Annotated in this window: 24 protein-coding genes; 14 read left to right on the plus strand and 10 right to left on the minus strand. The window is 71.7% G+C overall.

Annotated elements, in window-relative coordinates:
- The first annotated feature begins 102 nt into the window (after window positions 1-102).
- From ACZ6CV_RS28660 to ACZ6CV_RS28670, 3 genes are all read left to right on the plus strand, one after another.
- Window positions 103-636, plus strand: a complete 534-nt coding sequence (locus ACZ6CV_RS28660) for a hypothetical protein (RefSeq protein ID WP_469253614.1) — start codon at window positions 103-105, stop codon at window positions 634-636.
- 20 nt (window positions 637-656) lie between these two features.
- A complete protein-coding gene (locus ACZ6CV_RS28665) occupies window positions 657-1,028 on the plus strand; it encodes a peptidase inhibitor family I36 protein (RefSeq protein ID WP_469253616.1) in 372 nt (123 codons plus the stop codon).
- A gap of 117 nt (window positions 1,029-1,145) precedes the next feature.
- Entirely contained in the window at window positions 1,146-1,643 is a 498-nt protein-coding gene (locus tag ACZ6CV_RS28670) for a cupin domain-containing protein (protein WP_469253618.1), read from the plus strand.
- 26 nt (window positions 1,644-1,669) lie between these two features.
- Here ACZ6CV_RS28670 and ACZ6CV_RS28675 read toward each other — a convergent pair whose 3' ends face one another.
- A complete protein-coding gene (locus ACZ6CV_RS28675; RefSeq protein ID WP_469253620.1) occupies window positions 1,670-2,704 on the minus strand; it encodes a hypothetical protein in 1,035 nt (344 codons plus the stop codon).
- 287 nt (window positions 2,705-2,991) lie between these two features.
- On the opposite strand from ACZ6CV_RS28675, the gene ACZ6CV_RS28680 reads away from it, so the two are divergent.
- Window positions 2,992-3,576: a dihydrofolate reductase family protein gene (locus tag ACZ6CV_RS28680; protein ID WP_469253622.1), complete on the plus strand. Its 585-nt coding sequence runs from the start codon at window positions 2,992-2,994 to the stop codon at window positions 3,574-3,576.
- A gap of 28 nt (window positions 3,577-3,604) precedes the next feature.
- On the opposite strand, the gene ACZ6CV_RS28685 is transcribed toward ACZ6CV_RS28680, so the two are convergent.
- The gene (locus ACZ6CV_RS28685; RefSeq protein WP_362362938.1) at window positions 3,605-4,048 is read right to left on the minus strand and encodes an Lrp/AsnC family transcriptional regulator; all 444 of its coding nucleotides are present in this window, start codon (window positions 4,046-4,048) and stop codon (window positions 3,605-3,607) included.
- A gap of 85 nt (window positions 4,049-4,133) precedes the next feature.
- Between ACZ6CV_RS28685 and ACZ6CV_RS28690 the strand changes: the two genes are divergently transcribed.
- Window positions 4,134-5,060 (plus strand): SMP-30/gluconolactonase/LRE family protein, encoded by a 927-nt coding sequence (locus ACZ6CV_RS28690; RefSeq protein WP_469253624.1) that lies wholly within the window; start codon window positions 4,134-4,136, stop codon window positions 5,058-5,060.
- 28 nt (window positions 5,061-5,088) lie between these two features.
- On the opposite strand, the gene uriT is transcribed toward ACZ6CV_RS28690, so the two are convergent.
- A complete protein-coding gene (gene uriT / locus ACZ6CV_RS28695; RefSeq protein ID WP_469253625.1) occupies window positions 5,089-6,540 on the minus strand; it encodes a uridine transporter UriT in 1,452 nt (483 codons plus the stop codon).
- Window positions 6,537-7,484 carry a uridine-preferring nucleoside hydrolase UriH gene (gene uriH / locus ACZ6CV_RS28700; protein WP_362362567.1) on the minus strand — a complete coding sequence of 316 codons (948 nt, stop codon included), beginning with the start codon at window positions 7,482-7,484 and terminating at the stop codon, window positions 6,537-6,539. Before uriH ends, uriT begins: the two co-directional genes overlap by 4 nt.
- A gap of 292 nt (window positions 7,485-7,776) precedes the next feature.
- Between uriH and ACZ6CV_RS28705 the strand changes: the two genes are divergently transcribed.
- A complete protein-coding gene (locus ACZ6CV_RS28705) occupies window positions 7,777-8,865 on the plus strand; it encodes a LacI family DNA-binding transcriptional regulator (protein WP_469253628.1) in 1,089 nt (362 codons plus the stop codon).
- 104 nt (window positions 8,866-8,969) lie between these two features.
- On the plus strand, window positions 8,970-9,503 hold the full coding sequence (locus ACZ6CV_RS28710; RefSeq protein ID WP_469253629.1) for a DinB family protein: 534 nt from the start codon (window positions 8,970-8,972) through the stop codon (window positions 9,501-9,503).
- A gap of 65 nt (window positions 9,504-9,568) precedes the next feature.
- On the opposite strand, the gene ACZ6CV_RS28715 is transcribed toward ACZ6CV_RS28710, so the two are convergent.
- Window positions 9,569-10,693 (minus strand): M64 family metallopeptidase, encoded by a 1,125-nt coding sequence (locus ACZ6CV_RS28715; RefSeq protein WP_469253631.1) that lies wholly within the window; start codon window positions 10,691-10,693, stop codon window positions 9,569-9,571.
- A 425-nt stretch (window positions 10,694-11,118) separates the two neighbouring features.
- On the opposite strand from ACZ6CV_RS28715, the gene ACZ6CV_RS28720 reads away from it, so the two are divergent.
- The 4 genes from ACZ6CV_RS28720 to amaB all read left to right on the plus strand — a co-directional run bounded on the left by ACZ6CV_RS28720 (window position 11,119) and on the right by amaB (window position 17,020).
- Window positions 11,119-12,579 carry a helix-turn-helix domain-containing protein gene (locus tag ACZ6CV_RS28720; protein ID WP_469253633.1) on the plus strand — a complete coding sequence of 487 codons (1,461 nt, stop codon included), beginning with the start codon at window positions 11,119-11,121 and terminating at the stop codon, window positions 12,577-12,579.
- A 246-nt stretch (window positions 12,580-12,825) separates the two neighbouring features.
- Window positions 12,826-13,986 carry an NAD(P)/FAD-dependent oxidoreductase gene (locus tag ACZ6CV_RS28725; protein ID WP_469253635.1) on the plus strand — a complete coding sequence of 387 codons (1,161 nt, stop codon included), beginning with the start codon at window positions 12,826-12,828 and terminating at the stop codon, window positions 13,984-13,986.
- 78 nt (window positions 13,987-14,064) lie between these two features.
- Window positions 14,065-15,474 (plus strand): 2-oxoadipate dioxygenase/decarboxylase, encoded by a 1,410-nt coding sequence (gene hglS, locus ACZ6CV_RS28730; RefSeq protein ID WP_469253943.1) that lies wholly within the window; start codon window positions 14,065-14,067, stop codon window positions 15,472-15,474.
- A gap of 19 nt (window positions 15,475-15,493) precedes the next feature.
- Window positions 15,494-17,020: an L-piperidine-6-carboxylate dehydrogenase gene (gene amaB, locus ACZ6CV_RS28735; protein ID WP_469253637.1), complete on the plus strand. Its 1,527-nt coding sequence runs from the start codon at window positions 15,494-15,496 to the stop codon at window positions 17,018-17,020.
- Between the two features lie 57 nt (window positions 17,021-17,077).
- Here amaB and ACZ6CV_RS28740 read toward each other — a convergent pair whose 3' ends face one another.
- The 3 genes from ACZ6CV_RS28740 to ACZ6CV_RS28750 all read right to left on the minus strand — a co-directional run bounded on the left by ACZ6CV_RS28740 (window position 17,078) and on the right by ACZ6CV_RS28750 (window position 20,015).
- On the minus strand, window positions 17,078-17,458 hold the full coding sequence (locus ACZ6CV_RS28740) for a hypothetical protein (RefSeq protein ID WP_469253638.1): 381 nt from the start codon (window positions 17,456-17,458) through the stop codon (window positions 17,078-17,080).
- A gap of 175 nt (window positions 17,459-17,633) precedes the next feature.
- The gene (locus ACZ6CV_RS28745; RefSeq protein ID WP_469253944.1) at window positions 17,634-19,358 is read right to left on the minus strand and encodes an acyl-CoA dehydrogenase family protein; all 1,725 of its coding nucleotides are present in this window, start codon (window positions 19,356-19,358) and stop codon (window positions 17,634-17,636) included.
- 93 nt (window positions 19,359-19,451) lie between these two features.
- Entirely contained in the window at window positions 19,452-20,015 is a 564-nt protein-coding gene (locus ACZ6CV_RS28750; protein WP_469253640.1) for a PadR family transcriptional regulator, read from the minus strand.
- A gap of 154 nt (window positions 20,016-20,169) precedes the next feature.
- Between ACZ6CV_RS28750 and ACZ6CV_RS28755 the strand changes: the two genes are divergently transcribed.
- Complete coding sequence (locus ACZ6CV_RS28755) at window positions 20,170-20,907, plus strand: alpha/beta fold hydrolase (protein ID WP_469253641.1); 738 nt, start codon at window positions 20,170-20,172, stop codon at window positions 20,905-20,907.
- 92 nt (window positions 20,908-20,999) lie between these two features.
- Here ACZ6CV_RS28755 and ACZ6CV_RS28760 read toward each other — a convergent pair whose 3' ends face one another.
- The gene (locus tag ACZ6CV_RS28760) at window positions 21,000-21,506 is read right to left on the minus strand and encodes an RrF2 family transcriptional regulator (protein WP_469253643.1); all 507 of its coding nucleotides are present in this window, start codon (window positions 21,504-21,506) and stop codon (window positions 21,000-21,002) included.
- A 126-nt stretch (window positions 21,507-21,632) separates the two neighbouring features.
- Between ACZ6CV_RS28760 and ACZ6CV_RS28765 the strand changes: the two genes are divergently transcribed.
- Window positions 21,633-22,373, plus strand: a complete 741-nt coding sequence (locus ACZ6CV_RS28765; RefSeq protein ID WP_469253645.1) for an SDR family oxidoreductase — start codon at window positions 21,633-21,635, stop codon at window positions 22,371-22,373.
- A gap of 1 nt (window position 22,374) precedes the next feature.
- On the opposite strand, the gene ACZ6CV_RS28770 is transcribed toward ACZ6CV_RS28765, so the two are convergent.
- Window positions 22,375-22,845: a peroxiredoxin gene (locus ACZ6CV_RS28770; RefSeq protein WP_469253647.1), complete on the minus strand. Its 471-nt coding sequence runs from the start codon at window positions 22,843-22,845 to the stop codon at window positions 22,375-22,377.
- Between the two features lie 196 nt (window positions 22,846-23,041).
- On the opposite strand from ACZ6CV_RS28770, the gene ACZ6CV_RS28775 reads away from it, so the two are divergent.
- Window positions 23,042-25,321: an FUSC family protein gene (locus ACZ6CV_RS28775; RefSeq protein WP_469253649.1), complete on the plus strand. Its 2,280-nt coding sequence runs from the start codon at window positions 23,042-23,044 to the stop codon at window positions 25,319-25,321.
- Window positions 25,322-25,326 lie beyond the last annotated feature (5 nt).

Genomic DNA, 25,326 nt, shown 5'->3' on the forward strand with positions numbered 1-25,326 from the left:
ACACGCTCACGGGTGATCCCGGGCCATACGCCGTGCCCTGCGCCGCCTTCTCACCGTTCACCGCAGGTGAAGCGCCAGCAGACGGACCCGAGGGGCGAGCCCGTGGCCCCCGCCTCCAGGAAGGCGGGACCACGCCGGGCGGCCCTCCTGCTCCCCCTCCTCTGCTTGCCGTTGACCGGCTGCTCGTCCGCCACGCCCGAGCCGGCACCGGCACCGGCACCGCCACCGGACGAGGTCATCAAGGCGGCCACCCAGGTGCTCACGGACGCCTGTCTCACGCACCGGGGCATCACCCCGCCCCGTCCCGGGCGAAGCTCGCCCCCGGCAGATGAGCGGCGGATCGCCGCCGCCTTGTTCGGCACCGGCCCTGCGGAACTGTCCCTCACCCTGCCCACCGGGTATGCCGTACGCGCTCACACCGACGGATGCCTCGGCGCCGCCCAGCGACAGCTCTACGGCGATCAGCGCCGCTGGTTCCGCGTGTCGGTCATCGTCAACAACCTCAAACCCGAGGCCGACCACACCCATCGCACCCTGCGCGAGGTCCGCGAGCGGCACCGCGCCGACATCGCGGACTGGGAGCGCATGCGCAGCCGTGCACTCGCCGAAGCGACCACCGTGCTCAACCACCCCTGACCGCAAGGAGACACCCCTCGATGCAGCGCCTCACCGTTCTGCTCGCCACCGCCGTCCTCTCCACCGCCGCGGTCCTGGCCACCGCCGCCGCCTCGCAGGCGGCCGACTGCCGACGCGGCTACTTCTGCGTCTGGACCCACGCGAACTTCGACGGCATGAAGATCGAGCACTCGGGCGACGACCGCTGGTGGGAGGGCGACATGTCCAACCAGGACTCCTCCTGGGCCAATCACGGGGTCTCCGGCCCCGGCGTCAAGGACCACGTCAAGGTCTACGACGGACGCGAGCTCACGGGCAGGGTCACCCTGTGCCTGGCCCCCGGCCAGGAGGTCGGCTACAACGGCGGCGCCAACGACAAGGGCAGCTCCCACACTTGGACCTCGGGCTGCTGAATTGACCCAGGAACAACGCCCCCAAATGCACCTCATCACAGGTCTATTGGCTCCATAGAGTTGTGCTCACAAGGAGCCGGGAATGCCCGGAGCCGCACAGCTGAGGAAGAACCCGTGATGAACGAGCAGACCGCGCCCAAGGCCGTCCTCACCCGCGCCGCCACCGCCGAGACCACCGCGGACCTGAGCAGCGTGATGACCCTGCTCGCGGACCACGGCAGTGACGGCAGCGAGCTCACCAGTTACCGCTCCACCTTCGCCAAGGGCGCGGTCGGCGCTCCGGCGCATTTCCACACCAGGGCGTCGGAGATGTTCTTCGTCGTCGACGGCGCCCTCCAGGTGTTGGTCGACGACGAGGTGAAGGTCCTGGAGAAGGGTGACTTCCTGCTGGTGCCGCCGCACACTCCGCACGCCTTCGCCGCGGCCCCGGGCCGGGAGGCGGACGTGCTGTTCGTCTTCAGCCCGGGCATGCCTCGCTTCGACTACCTGCGCCTGCTCGGCCGGGTGATGCGCGGGGAGGCCGGCTTCGAGGAGATCAAGAACTCCTCGGAGCTGTACGACAACCACTACGTGGACAGCCCGGTCTGGCAGGAAGCCCTTCAGACCGCCAAGTAGCGGCTCCAGCATCGGCTCCCCCGGCCTTACCGGGCGTAGAGGAAGTGCTGGCCGTCCTCGGTCGCCTTCCTCACGCTCAGCCGGCCGGTGAGCCCGCCCCCGTCGAGCGTCAGCTCGGTGCCTTTCAGGGGGACGCCGTCCTTGCCCTGGGCGTCGGCGTTCAGCAGGGCGACCGTCCCGATCGCGTAGGGTTCCACGCCCTTGGAGGCCACCGTCATGGGCTTCAGCACCTTCGCGAGGTGCTCGCGCACCTGTCCGGCGTCGGTGGCGTCGTCGACCTGTGTCATGCCGAGCGTGTACTGCTCGAAGTACTTGGCCGTGCCCTCCAGGAGGTCCGTGGCCTGCTGCCCGTCGGCGCCGTCGGGGTAGTCCCTGCGCCACCTGGCGTCCCACCACGCCGCTTCGGACAGGCGCTCGGCTGCCTCGTCGGGATTCCGCAGGCCCTTGAGCAGCGAGTTGTAGACCATGGACCGGTCGACGCGGGGACCGGTCTGCAGTGGGTACGACTCCGTACGGTCGCCCCCCGACCGTTCGTCGAGGATCTTCAGCGACTTCCACTCCTGAGGCTTGCTCTGCACATACGGATGGAACTGCTCGTGGCTCGCCAGGGCGAAGGTGTTGCCGGGCTGCGGCGCCGTCAGGCCCGTGGGGTCCGGTTGCTGGCTCGCGCCGAGATCCTTGGGCACGTGGATGATCAGTGACGGCTTGTCGTCCCAGGTGACGACGTCGAAGGCGTCCTCGGCCGGAACCTCGACCTTCGCCCGTGCGAGGTCTTCGGCCGACACCTTTCTCCGGCCGTCGCGGTCCATCGCGTAGGTGGTCGTCCCGTCCGTGAGCAGCAGGTTGTGCCCGGAGAAATCGGCACCCGGCCACACCTGGGCCATGTGCGGCCAGGCGACGGCGATGTCGTGCTGCACGTCGGCTGCCAGCTCGCTGAACGAGGCCGGCACGTCCGACCGCGCCGCCGTGCGCTCGGTGGCCTGCGTCGTGGTGCAACCCGCGGTCACCGCCGTCACCATGGCTACGAAGAGGGCGGAGCGTGTGCTGCGAGAGCGGGTCATGGCACCGGTTCCCAACGTCGAGCGGCCCGTACTCCGCTCACGCTGGAACCAGTCGCCCCTTCTCGCCCGCCCGGGCACCCCCGGGAGCTATCGGATTGGCCCACCTGGACCATGTCGGCGTGGGGGGCGGCTCGTCGGTGGCCGGTCCCGATGATTTTGCCGGTCGGCCGGAGTCTTCCTGGTCGGCAGGACCAGCCACTCCGCGGGTGATGGGCAGGCTCACCCTCTCCGCGGGTGAAGGGACGCGCGCCGGACGTCGGCGCCATGGAGGAGAGACGGAGGCCAGGATGGACCACCCGATCCGGCTGTACATGTCGATGTCGCTCGACGGCTACATCGCCGGCCCTGACGATCGACCGGGGCAGGAACTGGGACGCGATGGGGGACGCCTCTTCAACTGGCTCGACGACCGGGAGTCCGACGGCCCGAGCGGCCAGATCTACCGCGAGGCGCTGGCGACCGGCGCGGTGATCTCCGGCCGTCGGACGTTCGAACTCGCCGGGCGCTGGCAGGGGGATCACCACGACGGCGTGCCGATCTTCGTCCTCACCCACCGGGTGGACGACGCGGACGTACCCCCCGGCCACGCGCGTTTCGTGACCGATGTCGAGGAGTGTGCCCGGCAGGCTCGCGCTGCCGCAGGGGGCCGGGCCGTCATGGTCCATGGAGCGGGGGCGGCCCAAGCGCTGCTCCGGGCCGGGCAGATGGACGAGATGGAGATCCACCTCGTTCCGGTCCTCCTCGGCGAGGGCCGGCGGCTCTTCGACCACCTGGGCGGCGACCACATCGAGCTCGACCTCGTCCGTCGACTCGAGGACCGCGACGTCACGCACCTCCGCTATCGGGTGCGTCGGCCCGATAAGGCCGCGTGAAGACGCTTTTCGTGCCGTGGAACGCGGATCACCCGGGAAGAGGTGACACCGGGCGCTCGAAGAACGTCTCGAGGGAGACCGTGGCGTGCGTGCCGCTGACCCCCTCGATCGCGTACAACCGCCGCAGCACGTCCTGGAGTTGGGCGGTCGTCCCGGTGCGGACCTTGACCAGGATCGAGGCGCTGCCGGCGATGACGTGCGCCTCCTGTATCTCGGGGATGGCCGCGAACGCGTCCGCGGACTCCCCCATCCACGCCGTCGAGTCGACCATCACGAAGGCCAGCACCCCTCGGTCGAGCGCCGCGGGGTCCACCTCGACGGTGGTGCGCCGGATGACCCCCCGCTCGCGGAGCTTGCGCACCCGCTCGTGGGCGGCGCCCGCGGAGAGACCGGCGCCCTTGCCGAGTGCGGCGTACGAGATGGTCGCGTCCTCCTGGAGGAGGGCGATCAGCCGGCGGTCCACGTCATCCACATTCACCATGGCGCAACCATACAGCGTTCTGGCATAGTCATGATCGACCGAACGACATTCACACGAACACCCACAAGGGGCAGCCATGTCCGGCAACGACAGCACCTCTCCGTACGAGATCCTGGACGAGCGGTTCCGAACCGGGCGGTGCGCGAACGGGGACGACCGGCTCGAGAAGCTGTACGGGGACTGCCGGTGGGCCGAGGGGCCGCTGTACCTGCCCGCCTGGCGTCAGCTGATCTGGAGCGACATCCCGAACGACCGGCTGCTGCGCTGGGACGAGACGACCGGCGGCGTCACGGTCTTCCGCTCCCCCGCCGGGCACGTCAACGGCAACACGATCGACCGCGAGGGCCGGCTGATCAGCTGTGAGCAGGGCAATCGCCGGGTCACCCGCACCGAACCCGACGGCCGGATCACCGTGCTCGCCGACCGGTACGACGGCAAGCGGCTGAACAGCCCGAACGACGCGGTCGTCCGCTCCGACGGCTCGGTGTGGTTCTCGGACCCGGACTTCGGGATCACCAGCGACTACGAGGGTTTCCGCGCCGAGCCCGAGATCGACGGCCTCAACGTGTACCGGATCGATCCGTCCACCGGCGAGGTGCGGCTGGTCGCGGACGGCTTCGGGGCGCCGAACGGCCTCGTCTTCTCGCCGGACGAACGGCAGTTGTACGTGTCCGACACGCGGGGCGGCTGCATCCGGGTCTTCGACGTGCGCGAGGACGGCACGCTGTCCGACGGGAAGGTCTTCGCCGAGGCGAAGGACGGCGTCAGCCGGTTCGACAACATCCGCTTCGACGACGGCGACCGGTTGTGGGCCGCCGCCATCGAGGGAGGCGTGCACTGCTACGACCCCGACGGCACCCTCATCGGGCGGCTGCGGGTGCCCGAGCCGGTGTCCAACATCGCCTTCGGCGGGCCGAAGAACAACCGGCTCTTCATCACGGCCACCACCTCGCTCTACTCGCTGGTGATGGCCGTGACCGGGCTGCCGAGGGTGCACGCCTGACCGGCCGCCCGGCGGCCGGCGCGCACGCTCACTCCGTGGCTTCCGCCTCCACCGGCTTGGGGATGAGGAAGGACGTCGCGAAGGCCGCCGCGATGAGGACGACTCCGGCGATCATGCCTGCCGTGTATCCGGCGGGCGAGGTCTTGTCCGCAGGTTCCGCCGCGGTCTGCACGGCGTACAGGACGGCGAAGCTGAGCCCGGCGCCCAGGTTGAAGGCGCCCGCGTTCAGCCCCGGCAGGAAGCCCGGGTTCTCCTTCGGGGAGAGCACGATGCCGAGGCCGTTGAGGACGATGTTGCCCACGCCCGCGTAGGTGACGCCGATGAGGACCGAGGCGAGCAGGAGCAGCAGCCGCGAGTCGGCGTGCAGCGTGAACAGCATCAGGGCGACCGTCACCGCCGAGCCGATGAGCCCGAGGCGCAGGATGCGGCCGTAGCCGTACGTGGCGGCGAGGCGTCCGGCGAGCGGTCCCATGGCCAGGCCCGCGAGGGCGTACGGCGTCAGGGTCCACCAGGCGGACTGCTCGGCGCCCATGCCGAAGCCTGCCTGGGCGTCCTGGGCGAAGGCGGGGATCATGCCGTTCATCACGGCGAAGACGCCGGTCATGGTGAGGACCGTGGTGAGCAGCAGCGCCCAGGTGGAGCGCCGGCGCAGGTGCCGGGTGGCGACCAGGGGGTGGCTGCTGCGGTCCTCGGTTCGCCAGAACAGGGCGAAGGCGATGGCCGTGACGACGAACAGGGCGACGACGAGGATCCAGTTCGCGGCGCCGAGCTTGCCCGCCTCATTGAGGGCGATCAGGGCCGCGCCGACGGAGATGACCAGGAGGGTGACTCCGGGCCAGTCCATGCGGGTGTCGGTGGCGCCGGCGGCCTTGGACTCGGGGGTGAGGGTGGCGACGAGGAGCGCGGCGATCGCGGCCACGCCGGCCATCGCCCAGAACACCGCCCCGAAGCCGTAGTGGTCGGACAGGAAGCCGCCCGCGAGGGAGTCGAGACCGGCGATGCCGCCGTTGACGGCGGTGATGACGCCGAGCAGGGTGCCGTACTTCTTCGGCTCGTGGACCTCGTTGCGGAGCATGATGAGGCAGAGCGGCACGGTGGGTCCCGAGACGCCCTGGATGACGCGGCCCGCGAAGAGCATCGGCACGCTCTCGGCGAGGGCGGCGACCACGCAGCCGACCACCATGAGCGCCAGCATCCCGGCGAGCACCTTGCGGCGGCCGACGAGGTCGCCGAGGCGCGGCAGGAAGAGCGAGAAGAGCGCGGCCGAGGTGAAGAACGCGGTCTGGGTCAGGCCGACCTCGGCGGAGGTCGCCCCGAGGGAGTCCTCGATGTTCTTCAGGGCGGGGCTGAGCATGCTCGCGTTGAGCTGGAAGGCGAAGCAGGCCGCGAGGAGCGCGGCGACCAGGACCCCGATGCGCACCGGTCGGGAGGCGCGGGGGCCGCCGGGCGCGGCGGCGGGTTCGGTGAGGGAGGCGTTCATGCGCGCACGTCGCCGATCCGCTCGAGCGCGTCCACGACGAGGTCCCAGAAGCGCTGGTGGTCCAGGTCGACGGCGACCTGGGTGTGGCAGTCCTCGGGGGCGATGGCGCGCAGGTCCGTCACGGTCATGCCGAGCGTGAGGGTACCGGTGAGCTCGATGTCCACGGGGGCCTTGCGGACCGTCATGACGCCGGGGTCGATGACGTAGGCGACGGCGCACGGGTCGTGGACGGGCGGGGCGTCGAAGCCCTGGGCCTCCAGGTACATGGCGCCGAAGAAGTCGAGGAGCTCGTTGACGAAGAGGGCGGGGGCGGTGCCGACCTTGCCGATGCGCTCGACGACCTCGGGGGTGGCGAGGGCCTGGTGAGTGAGGTCCAGGCCGACCATGGTGACCGGCCAGCTCTCGTTGAAGACGATGTGCGCGGCCTCGGGGTCGATCTTGATGTTGAACTCGGCGACCGGGCTCCAGTTGCCCGTGTGGTAGCCGCCGCCCATCAGCACGACCTCGCGGACCCGCTCGACGATGCGGGGCTCCTTGCGGGCGGCCAGGGCGATGTTGGTCAGGCCTGCGGTGGGCACGATGGTGATCTCGCCGGGCTCGTGCGCCATGACCGTGTCGATGATGAGGTCCACGGCGTGCCGCTCGTCGAGGGCCAGGGTCGGCTCGGGCATCACGGGGCCGTCGATGCCGCTCTCGCCGTGGATGTCCGGGGCGGTCTCGACGTCGCGTACGAGGGGACGGGGGCAGCCCGCGGCGAAGGGGACGCCGGTGATGTTCGCGATGCGGGCCACCGAGAGGGCGTTGCGGGTGACCTTCTCCAGGGTCTGGTTGCCCACCACGGTGGTGACGGCGACCAGCTCGACATCCGGGTTGCCGTGCGCCAGGAGCATGGCGATCGCGTCGTCATGTCCGGGGTCGCAGTCCAGGATGATCTTTCGGGGCATCGCGGAACCTCTTTGTTCGGCTGAGCGGTCGCCGCACGTGCGGCGACGCTCGGGAAAACGTTCTCCCAAGACTTTGTGCACCGGCGCGAATTCTGTCAATGGTCAACGACACACCCTGGCAAACTCGCCCGGAACGGACAGCGGTCCGGGGTACGCCGACACACATGGAAATGGGTCAACCGGGAGAATACGCCCGGAAAATCGGGTCTGGTGACGGCGGTGGGCCGCTGATAACGTTTGCCGAAACCTATCGGAGAGTGGGCGCGGCGTGGCCGATGTAACGCTGAGAGATGTGGCCCGGGCCTCAGGCTGCTCCGTCGCCACGGTCTCCCGGGTCCTGGCCGGCACGCGCCCCGTCGGCGCCGAGACCGCCCGCCGCGTGCGCGAGGCCGCCGAAGCGCTCGGATACCGTCCCAACCACGCCGCCCGCGCGCTGCGCAGCCGCTCGACCGGCACGGTCGGCCTGGTCCTGCCGCAGATCACGAACCCCTTCTACCCCACGCTGGTACGGGAGTTGACGCACGCCCTGCACGCCGAGGGGCGGGCCGTGCTGCTGGCCGACTGCGACGACGACCCGGCGGCGGAGGCGGAGTACATCGCCGACCTCCTGGGTCGGCGGGTCGACGCGCTCCTGGTGATTCCGGCGCACGAGGAGCGCAGCAGGGAGGCCGTGACGGCGGCGGCGGAACGGGTCCCGCTCGTCCTCATGGACCGGGGCTGCGGGCCGGCGGTCGCCGACTCCGTGGCGGTCGACAACGCCGCGGGCATGGCTCTGGTCCTCGACCACCTGGCGGCGACGGGCCGCCGCCGGGTCTGTTTCCTCGGTGCCACCGGGACGGCTTCGGCCGCGGCGGAGCGGCGCGCGGCCTATGCGGCGGGGGCGGGCGCGCTCGATCCCGGCGCCCCGGAGCAGGTGGCCCTCGGTGACTTCTCCGTGGAGTGGGGCAGGGCCGCGGTCGACGAGGTGTGGCCCGCGCGGCCCGACGCGCTGGTCTGCGCCAACGACCTGATCGCGATCGGAGCGCTGCAGCGCCTGCAGCAGCTCGGCGCCGATGTGCCGGGCGAGGTCGCGGTCACCGGTTTCGACGACATCCCGATGGCGGCGCTCTCCGCGCCGGGCATCACGACGGTCCGCCAGCCGGTGGCCGAGCTGGCAGCGGAGGCGGCACGGCTGCTGGGGCGGCGTCTCGGCGGGGGCTCGGGGGCGGGGGCCGGCGTCGGTGCGGCCGGTGTGGGTATCGGTGCGGGGGCCGGCGTCGGTGCCGGGGCGCGGCATGCGATTCGGCTGGCGCCCGAGCTCGTCGTGCGGGAGTCGAGCGAGTGCGGCGGTGCGGCTCTCGTACGCGGGGGTGTGGGTCGGCAGCGAGTGTCTGCCCCCTAGGTGGCGCGGCGTAGGGAGGACTGCGGAGGTAGTGCTGCCTGGAGTCTGCCTCTCGGCGTCGGAGGTGCGTGCGCTCGGCTTCGTGGCCGCGCTACGTTCACGGGATGCAGCAGCCCCCGGAAAAGGTTCCCACTCCTCTCGAAGGACCGGCCGTGGACGTCTCCGACGCCCGCGAACTCCTCCTCGGCTATCTGGACTGGTACCGCGAGGCCCTGATGCGAAAGCTCGCCGGCCTGTCCGACGACCAGCTCCGTGCGCCGGTGGAACCGCTGGGCTGGTCGCCGCTCGGCCTGGTCCAGCATCTCGGCTGGGTCGAACGCCGGTGGATGCGGTGGGGGTTCGACGCCCAGGACGTCGTTGCCTACCCCGGCAGCGAAGACGCCGAGGAGTGGACGATCGCGCCTGACACGTCCGCCGCACAGGTCATCGCCGCCTACGAAGCAGAGGTGACCATGGCGAACTCCCTGATCGCCGGCGCCGTGTTGACCGACAAGGCTCGCCTGGGAGGCCGCTTCAAGACGCCCGACCAAGCGCCCTCCCTCGGCAGGATCCTCTTCCACCTGCTCCAGGAATACGCCCGGCACGTCGGGCACCTCGACATCGCGCGCGAACTCGTCGACGGCCAGACCGGCGAGTGAGTCGTCAGCAGCACCGCGCGGCCCAGCGCGGGACGGCCCGGTGGGTCGCCCCGCGCTTCAGTCCGTCAGCGGCGCACCTTCCACGTCAGTGTGTTCGTCAGCAGGGTGCGCAGTGCCGGGTCGCGGACCGCCTTGGTCGGGTCCGTGGCGCGGAGCGACAGGGTATGGGGGCGGCCGTCGGCCGGTGTGCCCAGGGAGCGGGGCGTCACCGTGGTGTCACCTCTCGCCTTCCTGGCCTCGCGGCCGTCCACGCTCCAGCGCAGCTGGATGCCGTCCGCCGCCCGCACCCGGACCTTGTCGGCACGCCGCACCGCACGGTCCGTGCGGGTCTGCGCGGTGACCACGGACGCGTGCCGGTGGAAGCCCGCGATCATGGCCTCACGGCCGGGCAGGTTGAACTCGCGGCCGAGCGTCCGCATGATCGAGTCCTCCGTCGGGCGGTAGAGACCGCGCGGGTAGTAGCCGCCGCCCTGGTACGCGCCGACCGTGCCGCCGTCCGGCGAGGTCTGGCCGATCCACCGGTACCACTTCTTCTGCTGCGCGGTGAGTTCATCGGCCGTCAGCTTGCTGGTGTTGGCCTCCCAGGGCTCGGCGCCCGTGTACGTGCCGTACTCGTCGTACCAGTACTCGTCGGCCAGCTTGCCCAGCGAGTGGCCGGTCTCGTGGACGGCGACCTGGTCGGACTGTGCGTTGTCCGAGGAGGCCGTGGCGATGCCGTCGTAGCCGGACGGCGAGGTGATGTCGTTGTAGCCGGCGCCGCCGTACTTGGTGGAGTTGCCGAGGACGATGACCAGGTCGGGGTCCGCGGCCTTCTTCGCGTACGACTCGACCTTGTTGGTGTCCACGCACAGCAGGCGTTCGATGCCGTCGCAGAAGAAGGCCGACCCTAGGGCGGTGTCCCTGACGACGTCGCTCGTCGGGTCGCCGGATACGCCGGACTGCCGGGAGACCGCGTCGACCGCCCACACGTTGAACAGGCTCTTGTACGAGGCGTACGGCTCGACGGCGGAGATCTTCGCCCACTTGGCGCGCACGTCGGCGTGGAAGTCCTCCTGCTGGGAGGCGGTGTAGCCGTCGCCGATGAAGACGACGTCGAGCTTGTCGGCGGTCGGCCCGGCCTGCACGATCGGGACGACGTCTCCGTCGCCCTTGATCTTCGCGCGCTGCTTCGCGGACAGCGCCCGGGGCACGGCGACTTGGGTGTGCCGGGGGTGGGTGTCGGGGCCGGTGAAGTACTCGACACGCTGGGTCTGCTGCGATGCGTTCGGTTCCGGATCCGCGGCGGTGGCGGTGCCCGCGGGGCCCATGGCGACGGCCGCCGCCGCGAGCGCGATGCTCGTGGCCAGGGCGATGCGCAGCGGATTGCGTCTGGCACGGCCAGGTGTGCCCGGCATGCCGGGTCCTCCGGGCGCTCCTGGCGCTCCTGGCGCTCCTGGCGCTCCGGGTATTCGGTGTGTGGGGGGCATGGGCGTCCTTCCGAAGTCCGCGATATAAATGGCGGGTTAAGCGGGGTTAAGGCGCGGATCAACGTAGAGGCTTCCGAGGCGCCAGGCAATGGATGTGCGTCAAGTTGCCCGTGGGGTCAACGAAGTGACGTACGTACGGAGAGGCAGCGGTGGCTCAGAACGTTCCCCAGGAGGGACCCCCCGAGGGCGTACGACCCGACGACCCGGCCGAGATCGGGCGGCGCGTCCTGCGGCTGCGCGGTGAACGCGGCCTCACCCAGCGGCAGTTGGCCGAGCCCGCCTACACGCCCGCGTACGTCTCCACCCTGGAGGCGGGCAAGGTGCGGCCCTCCGAGGCCGCGCTGCGCCATCTCGCCGAGCGCCTCGGCGTCGGCTACGAGGAGCTGGCCACCGGCCGCCCCGCGCATCTGGCCGCCGGGCTGCGCCTACGGCTCACCGACGCCCGGCGCGCCCTGGCCACCGGCGCACCTGAGGACGCCGCCGAGCTCTACCGCGTCCTGTACGAGGAGGCCGTCACCCACGCGCTCCCCCAAGAGCAGGCCGCCGCGCTCCTGGGCCTCGGTGACTGCCTCCTGGAAGCCGGTGAACTCGCCGACGCCCGCGACCGTTTCGCCGCCGCGGAACACCTCCTCGCCGATGAGCCGCTGCCGCGCCGCGTGGCCGCCATCCGGGGCCGCGCCACCGCCCATCTCCTCACCGGCGAACTCCGGTACGCCTGCTACCTCTTGGAGAGCACCCTCGACGAGCTGAACGCCGCCGGGCTGCACGACCCTGAGGCGCTGCTCCTCCTCTACACGGCGTCCATCGCCCCCTACATGGACATGGGCGCCCACGCCCGGGCCGCGCACGCCGCCGAGCTGGCCCTCGCGCTGGCGCCCCGCGTCGACGACCCGGCGCTGGTCGCGGGCATGCACCGCGGGGTGGCTCGCACGCTCATCGCCGAGGGCCGCATCGCCGAGGCTGACGCCTCGCTCACCAAGGCGCAGGAGCTCTACCGCCATCTGCACATCCGTACCGAGCTCGCGCACTGCCACTGGATGCGCGGCTACGTCCACGCGCAGGACGGCGACTTGGAGCACGCCGAGAACGAACTGCGCACGGCCCGCGAGATTCTCGCCTCCAAGCGGGCCGCGCTCTTCACCGAACAGGTGGAGGTCGAGCTGGCCGACGTGCTGCGGCGCCGCGGCAAGATAGACGAGGCGGAGACCCTCCTGCGACCGCTGCTCACCTCGGGTGCCGACGACACGGAGGGGGCGGGAACGGGAGAGGCCGGCGCGGTTGAGGCCGACGGGAATGAGACCGGTGCGGGAACGCTCGGTGCCCGGCGCGGGGCGGTGCACGCGGGTGGTGCGCACCGGCTGCTCGGGCTGATCGCCGAGGAACGCGGCGACACGGAACGCGCCGAGGAGCACTACTGCGCCGCGCTCTCCCTCCTCGAACGCTCCAGTGCGGTGGGCGACCTGGCCGACCTCTGTCGCCTCCTCGGCGACTTGCTGCGGCGCACCGGGCGGGTGGAGGCCGCGATGGACGCGTACCGCACGGGGCTCGGTCACCGGGCCGCGCCGGGTACCACGACGCTGGGGCCCGCGCCCGCCGCTCCCCCGATGTGAGTCGCCCGCAGAAGCCCGGTCGGAAACCGGACGCGGTGGGGCCGGATGCGGTGACCGCTCATGGACGCCGACGGGCGATGTGCTGCACCATGGCGGGCAGCAGCTGTTCAGCGTCCCGCGTCACGCCCTGACAGCCCAGGCCAACGCCTGGAAGGGAGCGGCCTCTTGGCCTCGCCGGCCCCCGCACCGCAGCCCACGCCGTCACCGTCCTCGTCGCATTCACTGCCCCCCTCCCCCGCTACCGGCGTGTACCGCGCCCTCCCCGCCACCGCCGACGTCGTGATCATCGGTGGTGGTGTGATGGGCGCGAGCATCGCCTTTCACCTCGCCGAGGCGGGCGTACGCCGCATCGTCGTCGTCGAGCGCGGCGAACTGGCCGGCGGCAGCTCGGGGAAGCCGATCGGCGGTGTGCGGGCGCAGTTCTCCGATCCCCTCAACATCGAGTTGGGCCGGCGGAGTCTGCAGGCGTTCCGCGACTTCCCTGCTCGTCCCGGCGCGGACATCGGGCTGCGGACCGTCGGCTATCTCTTCCTGCTGACCACCGCCGGCCAGGCCGCGGAGTTCGCGGACAGCGTGCGGACGCAGAACAGCCTCGGCGTCCCGAGCTGCATGATCGGCCCTGCCGAGGCCCGGAGCCTCTGCCCCTATCTCAGCACCGAGGGCCTGGTGGCCGCCGCGTACTCGCCCGACGACGGGCACGCGCGGCCCGCACATGTCGTCCGCGGGTACGCGCGTGCCGCGGCGCGGGCCGGTGCCGTGATCGCCACGCACACGTCCGTCGTGGGCATGGACACCGTCGGGGACCGCGTCACCGTCGTCCATACCGACCGCGGCTCGGTGGCCTGCTCGGCGGTGGTCTGTGCGGCCGGCGCCTGGTCCGCGCGGATCGGCTCCATGGTCGGCGTCGAGCTGCCGGTGCGGCCGCTGCGCCGCCAACTCGCCTTCACGGTGCCGCTGTTGCCCACCGCACCGCGCATCCCCTTCACGATCGACTTCACGTCATCGGCGTACTTCCACAACAGCGACGACGGGCTGCTGTTCGGACTCGCCGACCCCGCGCAGAGCGAGGGCTTCGACACCACGTGGACCCCGGAGTGGCTCGACCTGTTCCGGGCGGTGGCGCGGCGCCGGGCGCCCGCCCTCGCGGAGCTGGCGACCGCCGGGGGCTGGGCGGGCCTCTACGAGGTGACTCCGGACCACAACGCCCTGATCGGCCGCAGCACCTCACCGGTCAACTTCCTCTACGCGACCGGGTTCTCCGGCCACGGGTTCCTCCAGGCGCCCGCGGTGGGCGAGATTGTGCGCGATCTGTATCTGGGCAGGCCGCCCTGCGTCGACGTCACACCACTGGGCGCCGACCGGTTCCGCACCGGGACCCTGAGCCGCCCGGAGGCCCACGTGGTGTGAGACGAGCGGCGTAAAGCGTGCGGTGTGTGGCGTGCGATGCGGGTTGGGCCCCAAACCGAAAGGACGGTCTCCGTGCCGATGGTCGAGCAGTGGCAGCTGCGCGCCGCGTTCGCCGCGCGGCTCTCGCACATGTACGGGCGCGAAGTCCCCGCGTACACCACGCTGGTGGACGTCTCGCGCGAGGTCAACGAGGACGTGCTGCGCACGCGGGGAGCGGACGCCGAGCGTCTCGGGGCCATCGCCCGTGTCACCGCCGAGCGGCACGGCGCCATCCGGGTCGGCACCCCGCAGGAACTGGGGCAGGTGGCGCGCGTGTTCGGCGCCCTCGGCATGCGCCCGGTGGGCTTCTACGACCTGCGCGACACCCCCGGCAGTACGCTGCCCGTGGTGTCGACGGCGTTCCGGCCCGTCGCCGACGACGAGTTGGCCCGTAATCCGTTCCGCGTCTTCACCTCCATGCTCACCGTGTCGGACGCCCGCTTCTTCGACCCGGAGCTGCGTTCGCGGCTGACCGCGTTCCTCGCCGGACGTGAGCTGTTCGGGGCGGAACTCCTTGCCCTGGCCGACCGGGCGGAGGCGGAACAGGAGCTGCCCGCCCCGGATGCCGAGCGTTTCCTCGAACTGGCCGTGTCAGCCTTCGAGTTGTCCACCGAGCCCATCGACGCGGACTGGTACGCGGCACTGGATCGGGTCTCCGCCGTGGCCGCGGACATCGGCGGCGTGCGCAGCACCCACATCAACCACCTCACCCCGCGCGTCCTGGACATCGACGAGCTCTACCGGCGCATGACCGGGCTGGGCGTCGAGATGATCGACACCATCCAGGGGCCGCCGCGCTGGGACGGGCCGGACGTCCTGTTGCGGCAGACGTCCTTCCGGGCGCTCGCCGAGCCACGGGCCCTGCGCGCCGCGGACGGCAGCGTGACCCAGGGCGCGCTGCGGGTGCGGTTCGGCGAGGTCGAGGCCCGCGGCATCGCCCTGACCCGCGAGGGACGCGCGCTGTACGACCGATTGCTCGCCCTCGTCGACGAGCGGGCCGCAGGCCGGACCGCGGCCGAACGCTCCGAGGTCGCCCGCGCCGTATGGACCGAGCACCTGCCCGCGACGGAACACGGCCTGGCGACACAGGGGTTGGGGTTCTTCACCTACCACCCCGCCGTGCCCGACCACACCGCCGTGCCCGACCGCCCTGCGGCCGGCAGCCTCCCGCCGGCCGATCTCGGCGGGCTCCTGGACCAGGGCTGGCTGCGGGCCGAGCCGATCGTGTACGAGGACTTCCTGCCCCGGTCGGCCGCCGGCATCTTCCGGTCCAACCTTGGCGATGCGGGGTCCCGGCACAGCGGACAGGAAGGCAGTGCGTACGACGCCTGCCGGCTCTCCGAGGCGATGGGCCGGGACGTCCTCGACCCCTACACGCTGTACGAGCGGCAACGCGACCGCTCCCTTGCCCAACTACCGCGCGCCCTGCGCCCCCAGGCCGTCTCATGACCACAGTCCAGGGAGTCTCATGACCATCGTCGTGCCCGCCACCGACGCGCTGCGCACCCGTGCCCGCGCCGCACTCGACCGTGTCGGCGTCGCTCTCCCCGAGGGCGACGCGCTCCGGGCCCGTACCCCGATCACCGGCGAGGAGCTCTTCGGTCTTGCCGTGCCGGACGCGGCCGGGACCGAGGCGGCGCTCGCCACCGCCCGCGACGCGTTCCTCACCTGGCGGACCACGCCTGCCCCGCGCCGGGGCGAACTGGTGCGGCGGCTCGGTGAGTTGTTGCGCGAGCACCAGGAGGACCTGGCCGATCTGATCGGCGTCGAAGCGGGCAAGATCCGCTCCGAGGCGCTCGGCGAGGTGCAGGAGATGATCGACATCTGTGACTTCGCCGTGGGCCTGTCCCGGCAGCTCTACGGCCGCACCATCGCCTCGGAACGTCCGGGGCACCGGCTGGCGGAGAGCTGGCATCCGCTCGGCGTCGTCGGTGTCATCTCCGCGTTCAACTTCCCGGCCGCCGTCTGGTCGTGGAACACCGCGGTCGCTCTGGTCTGCGGCGACACCGTGGTGTGGAAGCCCTCGGAACTGACCCCGCTCATCTCCCTGGCCTGCGACCGCCTGCTCGCCCGGGCCGCCGAGGACGTCGGGGCGCCCCGCGACGTGCACCGGCTGCTGCTAGGCGACCGGGCCGTCGGCGAACGGCTGGTGGACGATCCGCGCGTCGCGCTGGTCAGCGCCACCGGTTCGACCCGCATGGGGCGCGAGGTCGGGCCGCGCGTGGCCGCCCGGTTCGGCCGCTGTCTGCTGGAACTCGGCGGCAACAACGCGGCGGTCGTCGCGCCGTCCGCCGACCTCGAACTCGCCGTGCAAGGCATCGTGTTCGCCGCGGTCGGCACCGCGGGGCAGCGCTGCACGACACTGCGGCGGCTCATCGTGCACCGCGACATCGCCGACACCCTCACCGAGCGCCTCACGGCCGCGTACCGCAAGCTGCCCGTCGGCGATCCCTTCGACGACGGCACGCTGGTCGGGCCGCTGATCTCCACGCGGGCGCTGGACGCCATGCAGGCTGCGCTCGACCGGGTGCGCGGCGAGGGCGGCGAACTCCTCGCGGGCGGCGCCCGCCGATCGGTCCCGGCCGCCCCGCACGCCGCGTACGTCGAGCCGGCCGTGGTGCGCGTCCCCCGGCAGAGCGACACCGTCCGCGAGGAGACCTTCGCGCCGCTCCTGTACGTCCTGACGTACGACACGTTCGAGGAGGCGATAGCCCTGCACAACGACGTGCCCCAGGGTCTGTCGTCGAGCATCTTCACGCGCGACCAGCAGGAGGCCGAGCGGTTCCTGTCGTCTGAGGGCTCCGACTGCGGCATCGCCAACGTGAACATCGGGACGTCGGGGGCGGAGATCGGGGGCGCGTTCGGCGGCGAGAAGGAGACCGGCGGCGGCCGCGAGTCGGGGTCCGACGCGTGGCGGGCGTACATGCGCTCGGCGACGAACACGGTCAACTATTCGAGCCACCTCTCCCTCGCCCAGAACGTCAGCTTTCTCTGAACGACCGCGCCTCTGGCGGCAGTTGGGCCAGCTACCCGGACCACCCGCTCGACCGCGCTACGTCAGGACGACGGGCACGGTGATGGTGAGGTGTTCGTCGGTGGTCGGCTCGGCGGCGGCGAGTGCGTTCATCCGGGCTGCGAGGTGGCCGATGACCCGGCCCGTCAGGTCCTCGCCCCACTCCGCGGTGCCCTCCGGCGGCAGTCGCGACTCGGCCCTCGCAGGGGGGTTGTCGCCGAAATAGCGCGCGGTGTCCATGTTGACGACCCAGCAGGCCAGTGCGATCTTCGCCTGCCCGGGTGCCGCCCACTGCGCGCGTACGTGCGCGCACATGGTGAAGTCGTCCCCGCCGAAGGTGACCGTCGTGGCGAACGGCCTGCCACGGGGGTACTGCCGCAGCAGTTCGAGCACCGCCGGCTCCACGACGGCTCTCGCCATAGGTTCCGTATACACCCTCTGCCCCCTGTCGAGTCCGGCCTTCAGCATCCCAGAGGAAGCCTGCGAGATGTGCCTGTCGGCAGGGGGCGCTTCAGGAGGAGGGGACGGCGATCGTGGTGTCCCCCGCTGTGAGGCGGGAGGACACCACGATCAACCGGCGGTCACGGTCGTGGCATTACGGCGCCATCTCGTACGTCCCCGCCAGCGCCTCCACCCGCTCCCACACGCGCGCGAAGCGGGCGTCGTCGATGACCGGGCGGCGTACCGCGCCCAGCGCCCAGGCCTGCTGCTGCTCCGTTGCGGAGTCCTTCCCGTGCAACTCGACGGCGTGCGCGGAGAAGTCCCGTACCAGGACGGCGAAGAGCTCGTCGAGGACGTCCTCGGGCAGATCGGTCAGGCGGGCCTGCTCCAGGATCAGCTGACCGTGCACCACCAGGGCGAACAGCTGGCCGACGGCGAGGAGCAGGTCGAGGTCGCGGCTCTGCTTCTCGTCGGGCGCGGCCGTGGTGACGAACTCGCAGAGGGCGTCGGCCTGTTCGCGGAAGCGGGCGACGTTGGGCAGCTCGGCGTAGGCGTCGAAGGCAGTGCGCCAGTCGTGGAAGCGGATGGCGCCGAGGCCGCGGGCCGGGCCCTGCTCGAAGAGGAAGGTGTCGTCGGCCGCGTCGAGGCGGGTCGGCACCGTCTCGTACTCGGCCGGGTTCAGCAGGTGGTTGCCCATGAACTTCAGGATCAGGGCGAGGTTGACGTGGACCGTGCCCTCCAGCTTCGGCAGGCCGCGGATCTCGACGGCGGCCTGCGCGAAGTAGTTGTCCTTCTCGAAGCCCTTGGCGGCGATGACGTCCCACATCAGGTCGATGACCTTCTCACCCTCGGTGGTCACCTTCATCTTCGTCATGGGGTTGAAGAGGAGGTAGCGCCGGTCGTCGGGGCCCGCGGAGCGGAAGTAGTCCACGGCGCGGTCGCTGAACAGCTTCATTCCGACGAGACGCACGTAGGCATCGGTGAGTTCGCGGCGCACGTGCGGGAAGGCGGTGACGGGCCGGCCGTAGAGGATGCGGCCCGTGGCGTGGGTGACGGCCTCGTACATCGCGTGTTCGCAGATGCCGATGGAGGCGGTGCAGAGGTTGAACTTGCCGACGTTGACGGTGTTCAGCGCGGCGTCGAAGGCGGCACGGCCGGTGTGCAGGACGTCCTTCGGGCCGACCGGGTAGTCCTCCAGGCGGAACTCGCTGACGTACTTGGACGAGTCGACGACGTTCTTGACCAGGTGGTACGCCTCGTGGCGGCTGTCGGCGGCGAAGAAGACGTAGCCGTCGGGGCCCTCGACGTCGGTGCGGCGGCCGAACACGGAGACGAGACCCGCGGCGTTGCCGTTGCCGATGTAGTACTTGGAGCCGGTCGCCCGGAAGCCGCCGTCGCCGTCCGGTTCGAGGAGCATGTCGGTGGAGTAGATGTCGGCGCCGTGGGCCTTCTCGGACAGGCCGAACGCGAACACCTCGCCCTGGTCGAGGAGTTCGGCCGCGCGGGCGCGGGCCGCCTCGTTGTCGCTCTGCCAGACCGGGCCGAGGCCGAGGATGGTGACCTGCCAGGCGTACCAGTAGTCGAGGCCGTAGAAACCGAAGATCTCGTTGAGCGCGGCGATGCGGGCGGTGTCCCAGCGCTTGTCGCCCTGCCCCTCCCCCGCGGCGGCGGCCGGGGTGAGGAAGGTCGCGAAGAGGCCTTCCTCGGCGGAGAACGCGAGGAAGTCCGCGAGCCAGGCGCGGGTGCGGTAGTCCTCGATCAGCTTGCGCTTGCCGCGCGCCTCGAACCAGTCGACGGTCGCGCGCAGCAGCCTGCGCGTCTCCGCGTCGAAGTGCTGCGGGTCGTAGGTGTGCGGGTTGAACAGCAGCGCGTCGGCCATGCTCATCTGCCTTTCGGATGTGGGGCGTTGGGAGGGAGGGGTGAGGGACGAAGGTCGGCTGGGGCGGAGTGGAGGGTCTGAGGGTGGGCCGGTTCAGCCTTCGGCGCCGAGCCGGCGCAGGGTGGCGAGCACGTCGTCGAGCCAGTCGAGCGTCATGCGTTCGTACGCGATGCCGCCGCGCAGCACGACGTGCTGGAGTTCCCGTCCGGCGTCCGGCGACTTCGGGGCCGGGGCCTCCGGTCCGGTGAAGTCGCGCCGCTCCCCCGCGAGATAGTGGGCGAGCCGGTCGGCGTGTGCCGTGCGGTGCCGCTCCACCTCGTGGATGAGCGAGGCCGGGTCGTCGAAGGCGGCGCCGCGGATCTTCACGGCGAGCTCGTGCCGGACGCTCTCGGGTTCGATCGGCTCCTGCAGCCACCGCGAGAGCACCGTCCGCCCGAGGGCGGCCACCGAGTACTCCTTCTTGTCCGGCCGGTCCTGCTGCGCCACCTCGCGGGCGCCGATCCAGCCGTCGCTCTCCATGCGCTTGAGGACACGGTAGATCTGCTGGTGCGTGGCGGCCCAGAAGTAGCCGATGGACCGGTCGAACCGCCGGGCCAGCTCGTATCCGGAGCCCGGCTTCTCCAGCAGGGAGACGAGGATCGCGTGCTCAAGCGCCATGCCCGAATCCTTCTATGCAACTAGTTGCATAGACAAGCCGCGCCGGGCAGGTGAGACACGGCTCACGACGGGCCCGCTCCTCGTCCGCCGAAGACGGCGACGAACCCCGTGACAACGCCGGGACTGTCGCGGCGCGCGCCGCTACGCTCGCCCGATGGACGACATCGCGGTGGTGCGTACCGGCTCGGGGCCCGAGGTCCTGCTCGTGCACGGCGGCGCGGGGCCGCGGACGACGTGGGGCGGACTGTCCGCGCTGGCCGAGCGGTGGACGCTGGCGTACGTGCATCGGCGCGGCTATCCGCCGAGTCCCGCGCCGCGAGCGAGGCAGGACTTCGAGGTGGACGCCCTGGACCTGGCGCCGCTGCTCGCGGGCCGGCCGCACGTCGTCGCCCATTCCTACGGCACCCTCGGGGCGTTGGCGGCGGTCGCCGACGCACCGGGCGGCGTGCGCTCGCTCACCCTGATCGAGCCGCCGCTCGCCTACCTCGTGCCGGACGATCCCGACGTGGCGCGGCTTCTGCGCGTCGGCGACGCCGTCCTCACCCACGGAATGGACACCGACCCGGCCGAGCTGCGCGAGTTCCTCCGCCTCGCGGGCGCCCCCGTCGACGACGGCCCGCTCCCGGACGGGGTGATCGCCGGGGTCCGTCGGGCGCAGGGGGCCCGGCTGCCCGGCGAGGCGCGTCCACCGCTCGACCGCATCCGCCGGACCGGCGTCCCGGTGCTCGTCGCGTCGGGAGGCCACGCGGCCGCGCACGAGCGGATGTGTGACGCCCTCGCGGCCGCGCTCGGCGGCGAGCGCGCCGTGCACCCGGGCGCCGGGCACTTCGTCGCCGCGGCGCCGGGCTTCGCCGACCGGCTCGACACCTTCCTGCGCGAGAGCGAGATCTGACGCCCTCACGCACCCGGCATGCGGCTCACGCACCCGGCATGCCGCGTCACGCACTCGGGATGCGGTGCCCCCTCCGTCACCACCTCCCGCCGCTACCCCTCACTTTCGCCCCCCTCGGAGGCGCCCCCCGTGTCCAGCCACGCCCCGATGCGGGGCAGCGTCTCGGGGCCGCTGTCCCGTCGCACCGATCCCACGAGGTCGGCGATGGTGACGCCCCGCAGGGACGCCCGCCAGGCGGCGTCGGCGGCGCCCATCGTGCGGGCGATGGGGCACTGCTTCGTGCAGTCCTCGGGTGGTGTGCCGAACGGACCGCGCTGACGGATCTCCGTACAGGTGAACGCCGGGCTCGCCCCGTCCACGGCCTGGACCACGTCCAGGACGGTGATCTCGGTGGCGGCCCTGGTCAGGACGTACCCGCCCGTCTTGCCCTGGATCGACTTCACGAGCCCCGCCCGGGAGAGCGCCTGCATCTGCTTGGCCAGATAGCTGGGCGAGACGTCGTGCAGCTCCGCCAGGCGGGCCGCCGGGACCGGATCGGTCGCCGCCGTGAGTACCACGCAGCAGTGCAGCGCCCACTCGACGCCGCCGGACAGTTTCATGCGCCCTCCCGATTCATGCACCCTCCCGAATTCATGCACCCTCCCGATTGACTCGGATACACAATATCCGAGTATCATCTCGGACATCAGATATCCGAGTTTGAAGGCTCACAGGAGGTCCCCCTCATGAAGATCACGGTCATCGGCGGCACCGGACTGATCGGTTCCCAGCTCGTCACCCGGCTCCGCGGGGCCGGCCACGAGGTGACCCCCGCGTCCCCGTCGACCGGCGTGGACCTGCTCACCGGCGCGGGGCTCGACCAGGCGCTCGACGGCGCGAAGACGGTCGTCAACGTGTCGAACTCGCCCACCTTCGACGAGGCCTCGCCGGAGTTCTTCCGCACCACCGTGGGTCAGCTGCTCGCCGCGGGAGAGCGGGCGGGCGTCCGCCATCAGGTCGCGCTGTCCATCATCGGCGTCGACCAGGTGCCGCAGCTGGACTACTACCGCGCGAAGACGCTCCAGGAGGACCTCCTGAAGCAGGGGCCCACGCCGTACTCCATCGTGCGCGCGACGCAGTTCTTCGAGTTCATGGACGCGGTCATGTCGTGGACCTCCGACGACAGCACCGTCCGGCTGCCCGCCACGCCGGTCCGGCCCATCGCGACGGCCGACGTGGTCGCCGCCCTCGCCGACGTCACGACGGGTGCGCCGCTGAACGGCACGCTCGACGTCGTCGGCCCCGACACCTTCACCCTCGACGACATGGGCCGCCTCACGCTGGCGGCGCGCAAGGACGACCGCACGGTCGTCGTCGACGACAAGGCGGGCATGTTCGCCGCCGTCGACGGCGCCGTCCTCGTCGGCGGCCGGGACGCGCGCGTGGCGCCCACCCGCTACGAGGACTGGCTCGCCACGACCCGGTAGCTCAGCCCTCGCCGAGGCGCCGCACGGCGGCCAGGGCTCGGTCGGCGTGCGCGCTCATGCGCAGTTCGCTGCGGACCACTTCGGCGACGACGCGGCCTGGGCCGATGACGAAGGTGACGCGCTTGGTGGGCGCGAGCGAGAAGCCGCGCGTCACACCGAACCAGCCGCGCACCTCACCCTCGGGGTCCGAGAGCAGCGGGAACCCGAGGGTGTGCCGCTCCGTGAACTCGCGCTGTCGGTCCACCTCGTCGCCGCTGATCCCCACCGGCCGCGCGCCCGCGGCGCCGAACTCGGCGGCCAGGTCACGGAAGTGGCAGGCCTCCGCCGTGCAGCCGGGCGTCAGGGCCGCCGGGTAGAAGAACAGCACCACAGGGCCGTCCGCCAGGAGTTCGGAGAGCCGCCGGGGCGTGCCGGTCTCGTCCGGCAGCGTGAAGTCCTCGACGGTGTCACCGACCGCCACGCGCGCCGTCATGCCCGACTCCCCTGCGACGTACGGTCCATCGGCGACACGGTGCCTCCTCCAGTGGCGGGAGCGAAACCCTACTCGATGGCCGGGGCCACCCCTCCACAGCCCTCCCGACCAGGCTTGATCCCTTCGAATGCCGTCGTGCGATGCTGGGCAACGCCAGGGGCACGACGAGAGCGACGACGGGGAGCACGGCATCACGATGGCAGTGGTACGACGGACGGCGAAGGGCATCTGGGACCGTTACTCGGCATCCGACCCCGGACTGCTGCGGCTCATGGCGGGGCTGCGCACGGTCGGGGCGATCCTTCTCGCGCTCGCCGTGCTCGCGCTGCTCGGCACCTCGGTGACCCATCTCGTCGCGGGCGCGATGACGGCCATGGTGGCCACCTTCGCGATCCAGGAGAAGGAGACGCGGGGGCAGGCGATCACGCTGGCGCTCGGTCTGCCGGTGGCCCTCGCGGCGATCTCGCTGGGGGCGTTGCTCAACCACCGGGTGGTGGCCGGGGACGCCTTCTTCATCCTGCTGATCTTCGGCGCCGTCTACTCCCGCCGGTTCGGCGACCGGGGCACCGCGCTCGGGCTCATCGGCTTCCAGGTCTACTTCGTCTCGCTCTTCGTGAGCGCGACCGCGGGCAAGCTGCCCGAGCTCTTTCTCACGCTGACCGTGGCCTTCGCGTGCAGCGCGGTCGTACGGTTCGCCGTCGTGCCGGAGACGCCGGAGCGCACCCTGGCGCGGCTGCGCGAGGCGTTCCGGGCCCGCCTCGCGCAGCTGATCGCCCACCAGATCGACCTCCTGGACGCGGACGCCGGCTCCTCCGACGCGCCCGAGAAGGTCCTGGACGACCTGCGGCGCAGCACCGCCCGGCTGCACGAGGCGGCGCTGATGATCCAGGGCCGCCTGGAGGAGGGCACGCGGGACGCGGCCGCGGCGGCGCTGCTGCAACGCAGGGTCGCCGACGCCGAGATCGCCGCGGAGCGACTGGGCGTCCTGCTGCTCAACGCACGCAGCGCGGAGCGCGTGGAGACGCTCACCCTGCACCTGCCGAGCGCCCCGCTCGCCATGCCGCGGCGCGCCCAGATCGGGCAGGACGCGGGCACGGCGCTGCGCCGCGACCTCCGGGCGCTGCACCTGCTGGTGGTCCGCCTGGTCCCCGACGACCACGGCACCGCACTGCCGTACGTACGCAACAGGCTGCTCGGCTACCGCGAGGAGCAGGGGCTGCCGCAGGGGTCACCGGCGATCCAGGACTGCTTCCGCGCGGTCGGTGAGGCGGCCCGCGCCATCTCCGGTCTGCGCCTGGCCGTCGACGGGGCGCAGGACGAGGAGTACGACAGCCCGGAGGCGGCCCGGTCCCGCGAGGAGTTCGAGGCGGAGGAGATCTCGATCTCCGGCGAGGCGGCGGAGGCCGAGGAGGAGGAGCCCACCGGTCTGCGGCGCCCCACCACCAGGGCCGCCGTACAGGTCTCGGTCGGCTCGGCGCTGGCCATCGTCGGGGGCGAGTTCCTGTCCACGCAGCGGTGGTACTGGGCGGTCCTGACCTGCTGGGTGGTCTTCCTCAACACCGCGTCGACCGGCGAGATCATGGTGAAGGGCTACCGCCGCCTGGTCGGCACGGTGCTCGGCGTGGTGGCCGGGGTGGCGCTGGCCGGCGCCGTCGGGAACCACACGTGGGCCGCGTTCGCCCTCGTCCTGCTCTGCGTCTTCGGGATGTTCTTTACCGCGCCGCTGTCCTACGCGCTGATGTCGTTCTTCGTCACCGCGATGCTGGGCCTGCTCTACACGCTGCTCAACACCTACAGCCTCGACGTCCTCGTGCTGCGGATCGAGGAGACGGCGCTCGGCGCGGCCTGCGGCATCATCGCGGCGCTCGTGGTGCTTCCGGTGCGCACCTCGCACCGCACCGACGAGGAGCTCGGCACCGTCCTCGCCCGGCTGCGCGACGTGGTGTCCGCGGCGGTGTCGCAGCTCAGCGGCGGCCCCGCGATCGACCTCGTGGACCTGGCACGGGACTTGGACACGGCACTGGACGATCTGCGCAAGTCCACCAAGCCGTTGACGCATCCGATCGCCCCGCTGCGGGCCCGGCGGCAGACGGCCCGTTACATCGTCGCGCTCCTGGAGACCTGCGCGTACCACGCCCGTTCGCTGGCGGCGACGGCCGAGTTGGTGCCCTCCAGCAAGAGCGTCGCGGCCGACGCGCGGCTCGCGCTCGCCGGGCGGCGCATCACGCACAACATCGATCTGATCGCGGCGCGGGTGCGCGACGAGGAGACCGACGGCACCATCGAGTCGGGCGCCAGCATCGCGTCGATGCTGGACAGCGGCGGCCACGAGGTGCTGCGCACCGGTTCGGTGGCCTTCCGCGTGCTGCGGCATCTGCAGCGGCTCGACGAGGGGATCGTGGGTCTGGCCCGCCCGCTCGGGGTGCAGCTCGCGCTGCCCGACGAGAGCGGCGCGACGGCCGCGCGCGGGGCCTGAGGCGG

This window comes from Streptomyces sp. NPDC041713, assembly GCF_055591085.1.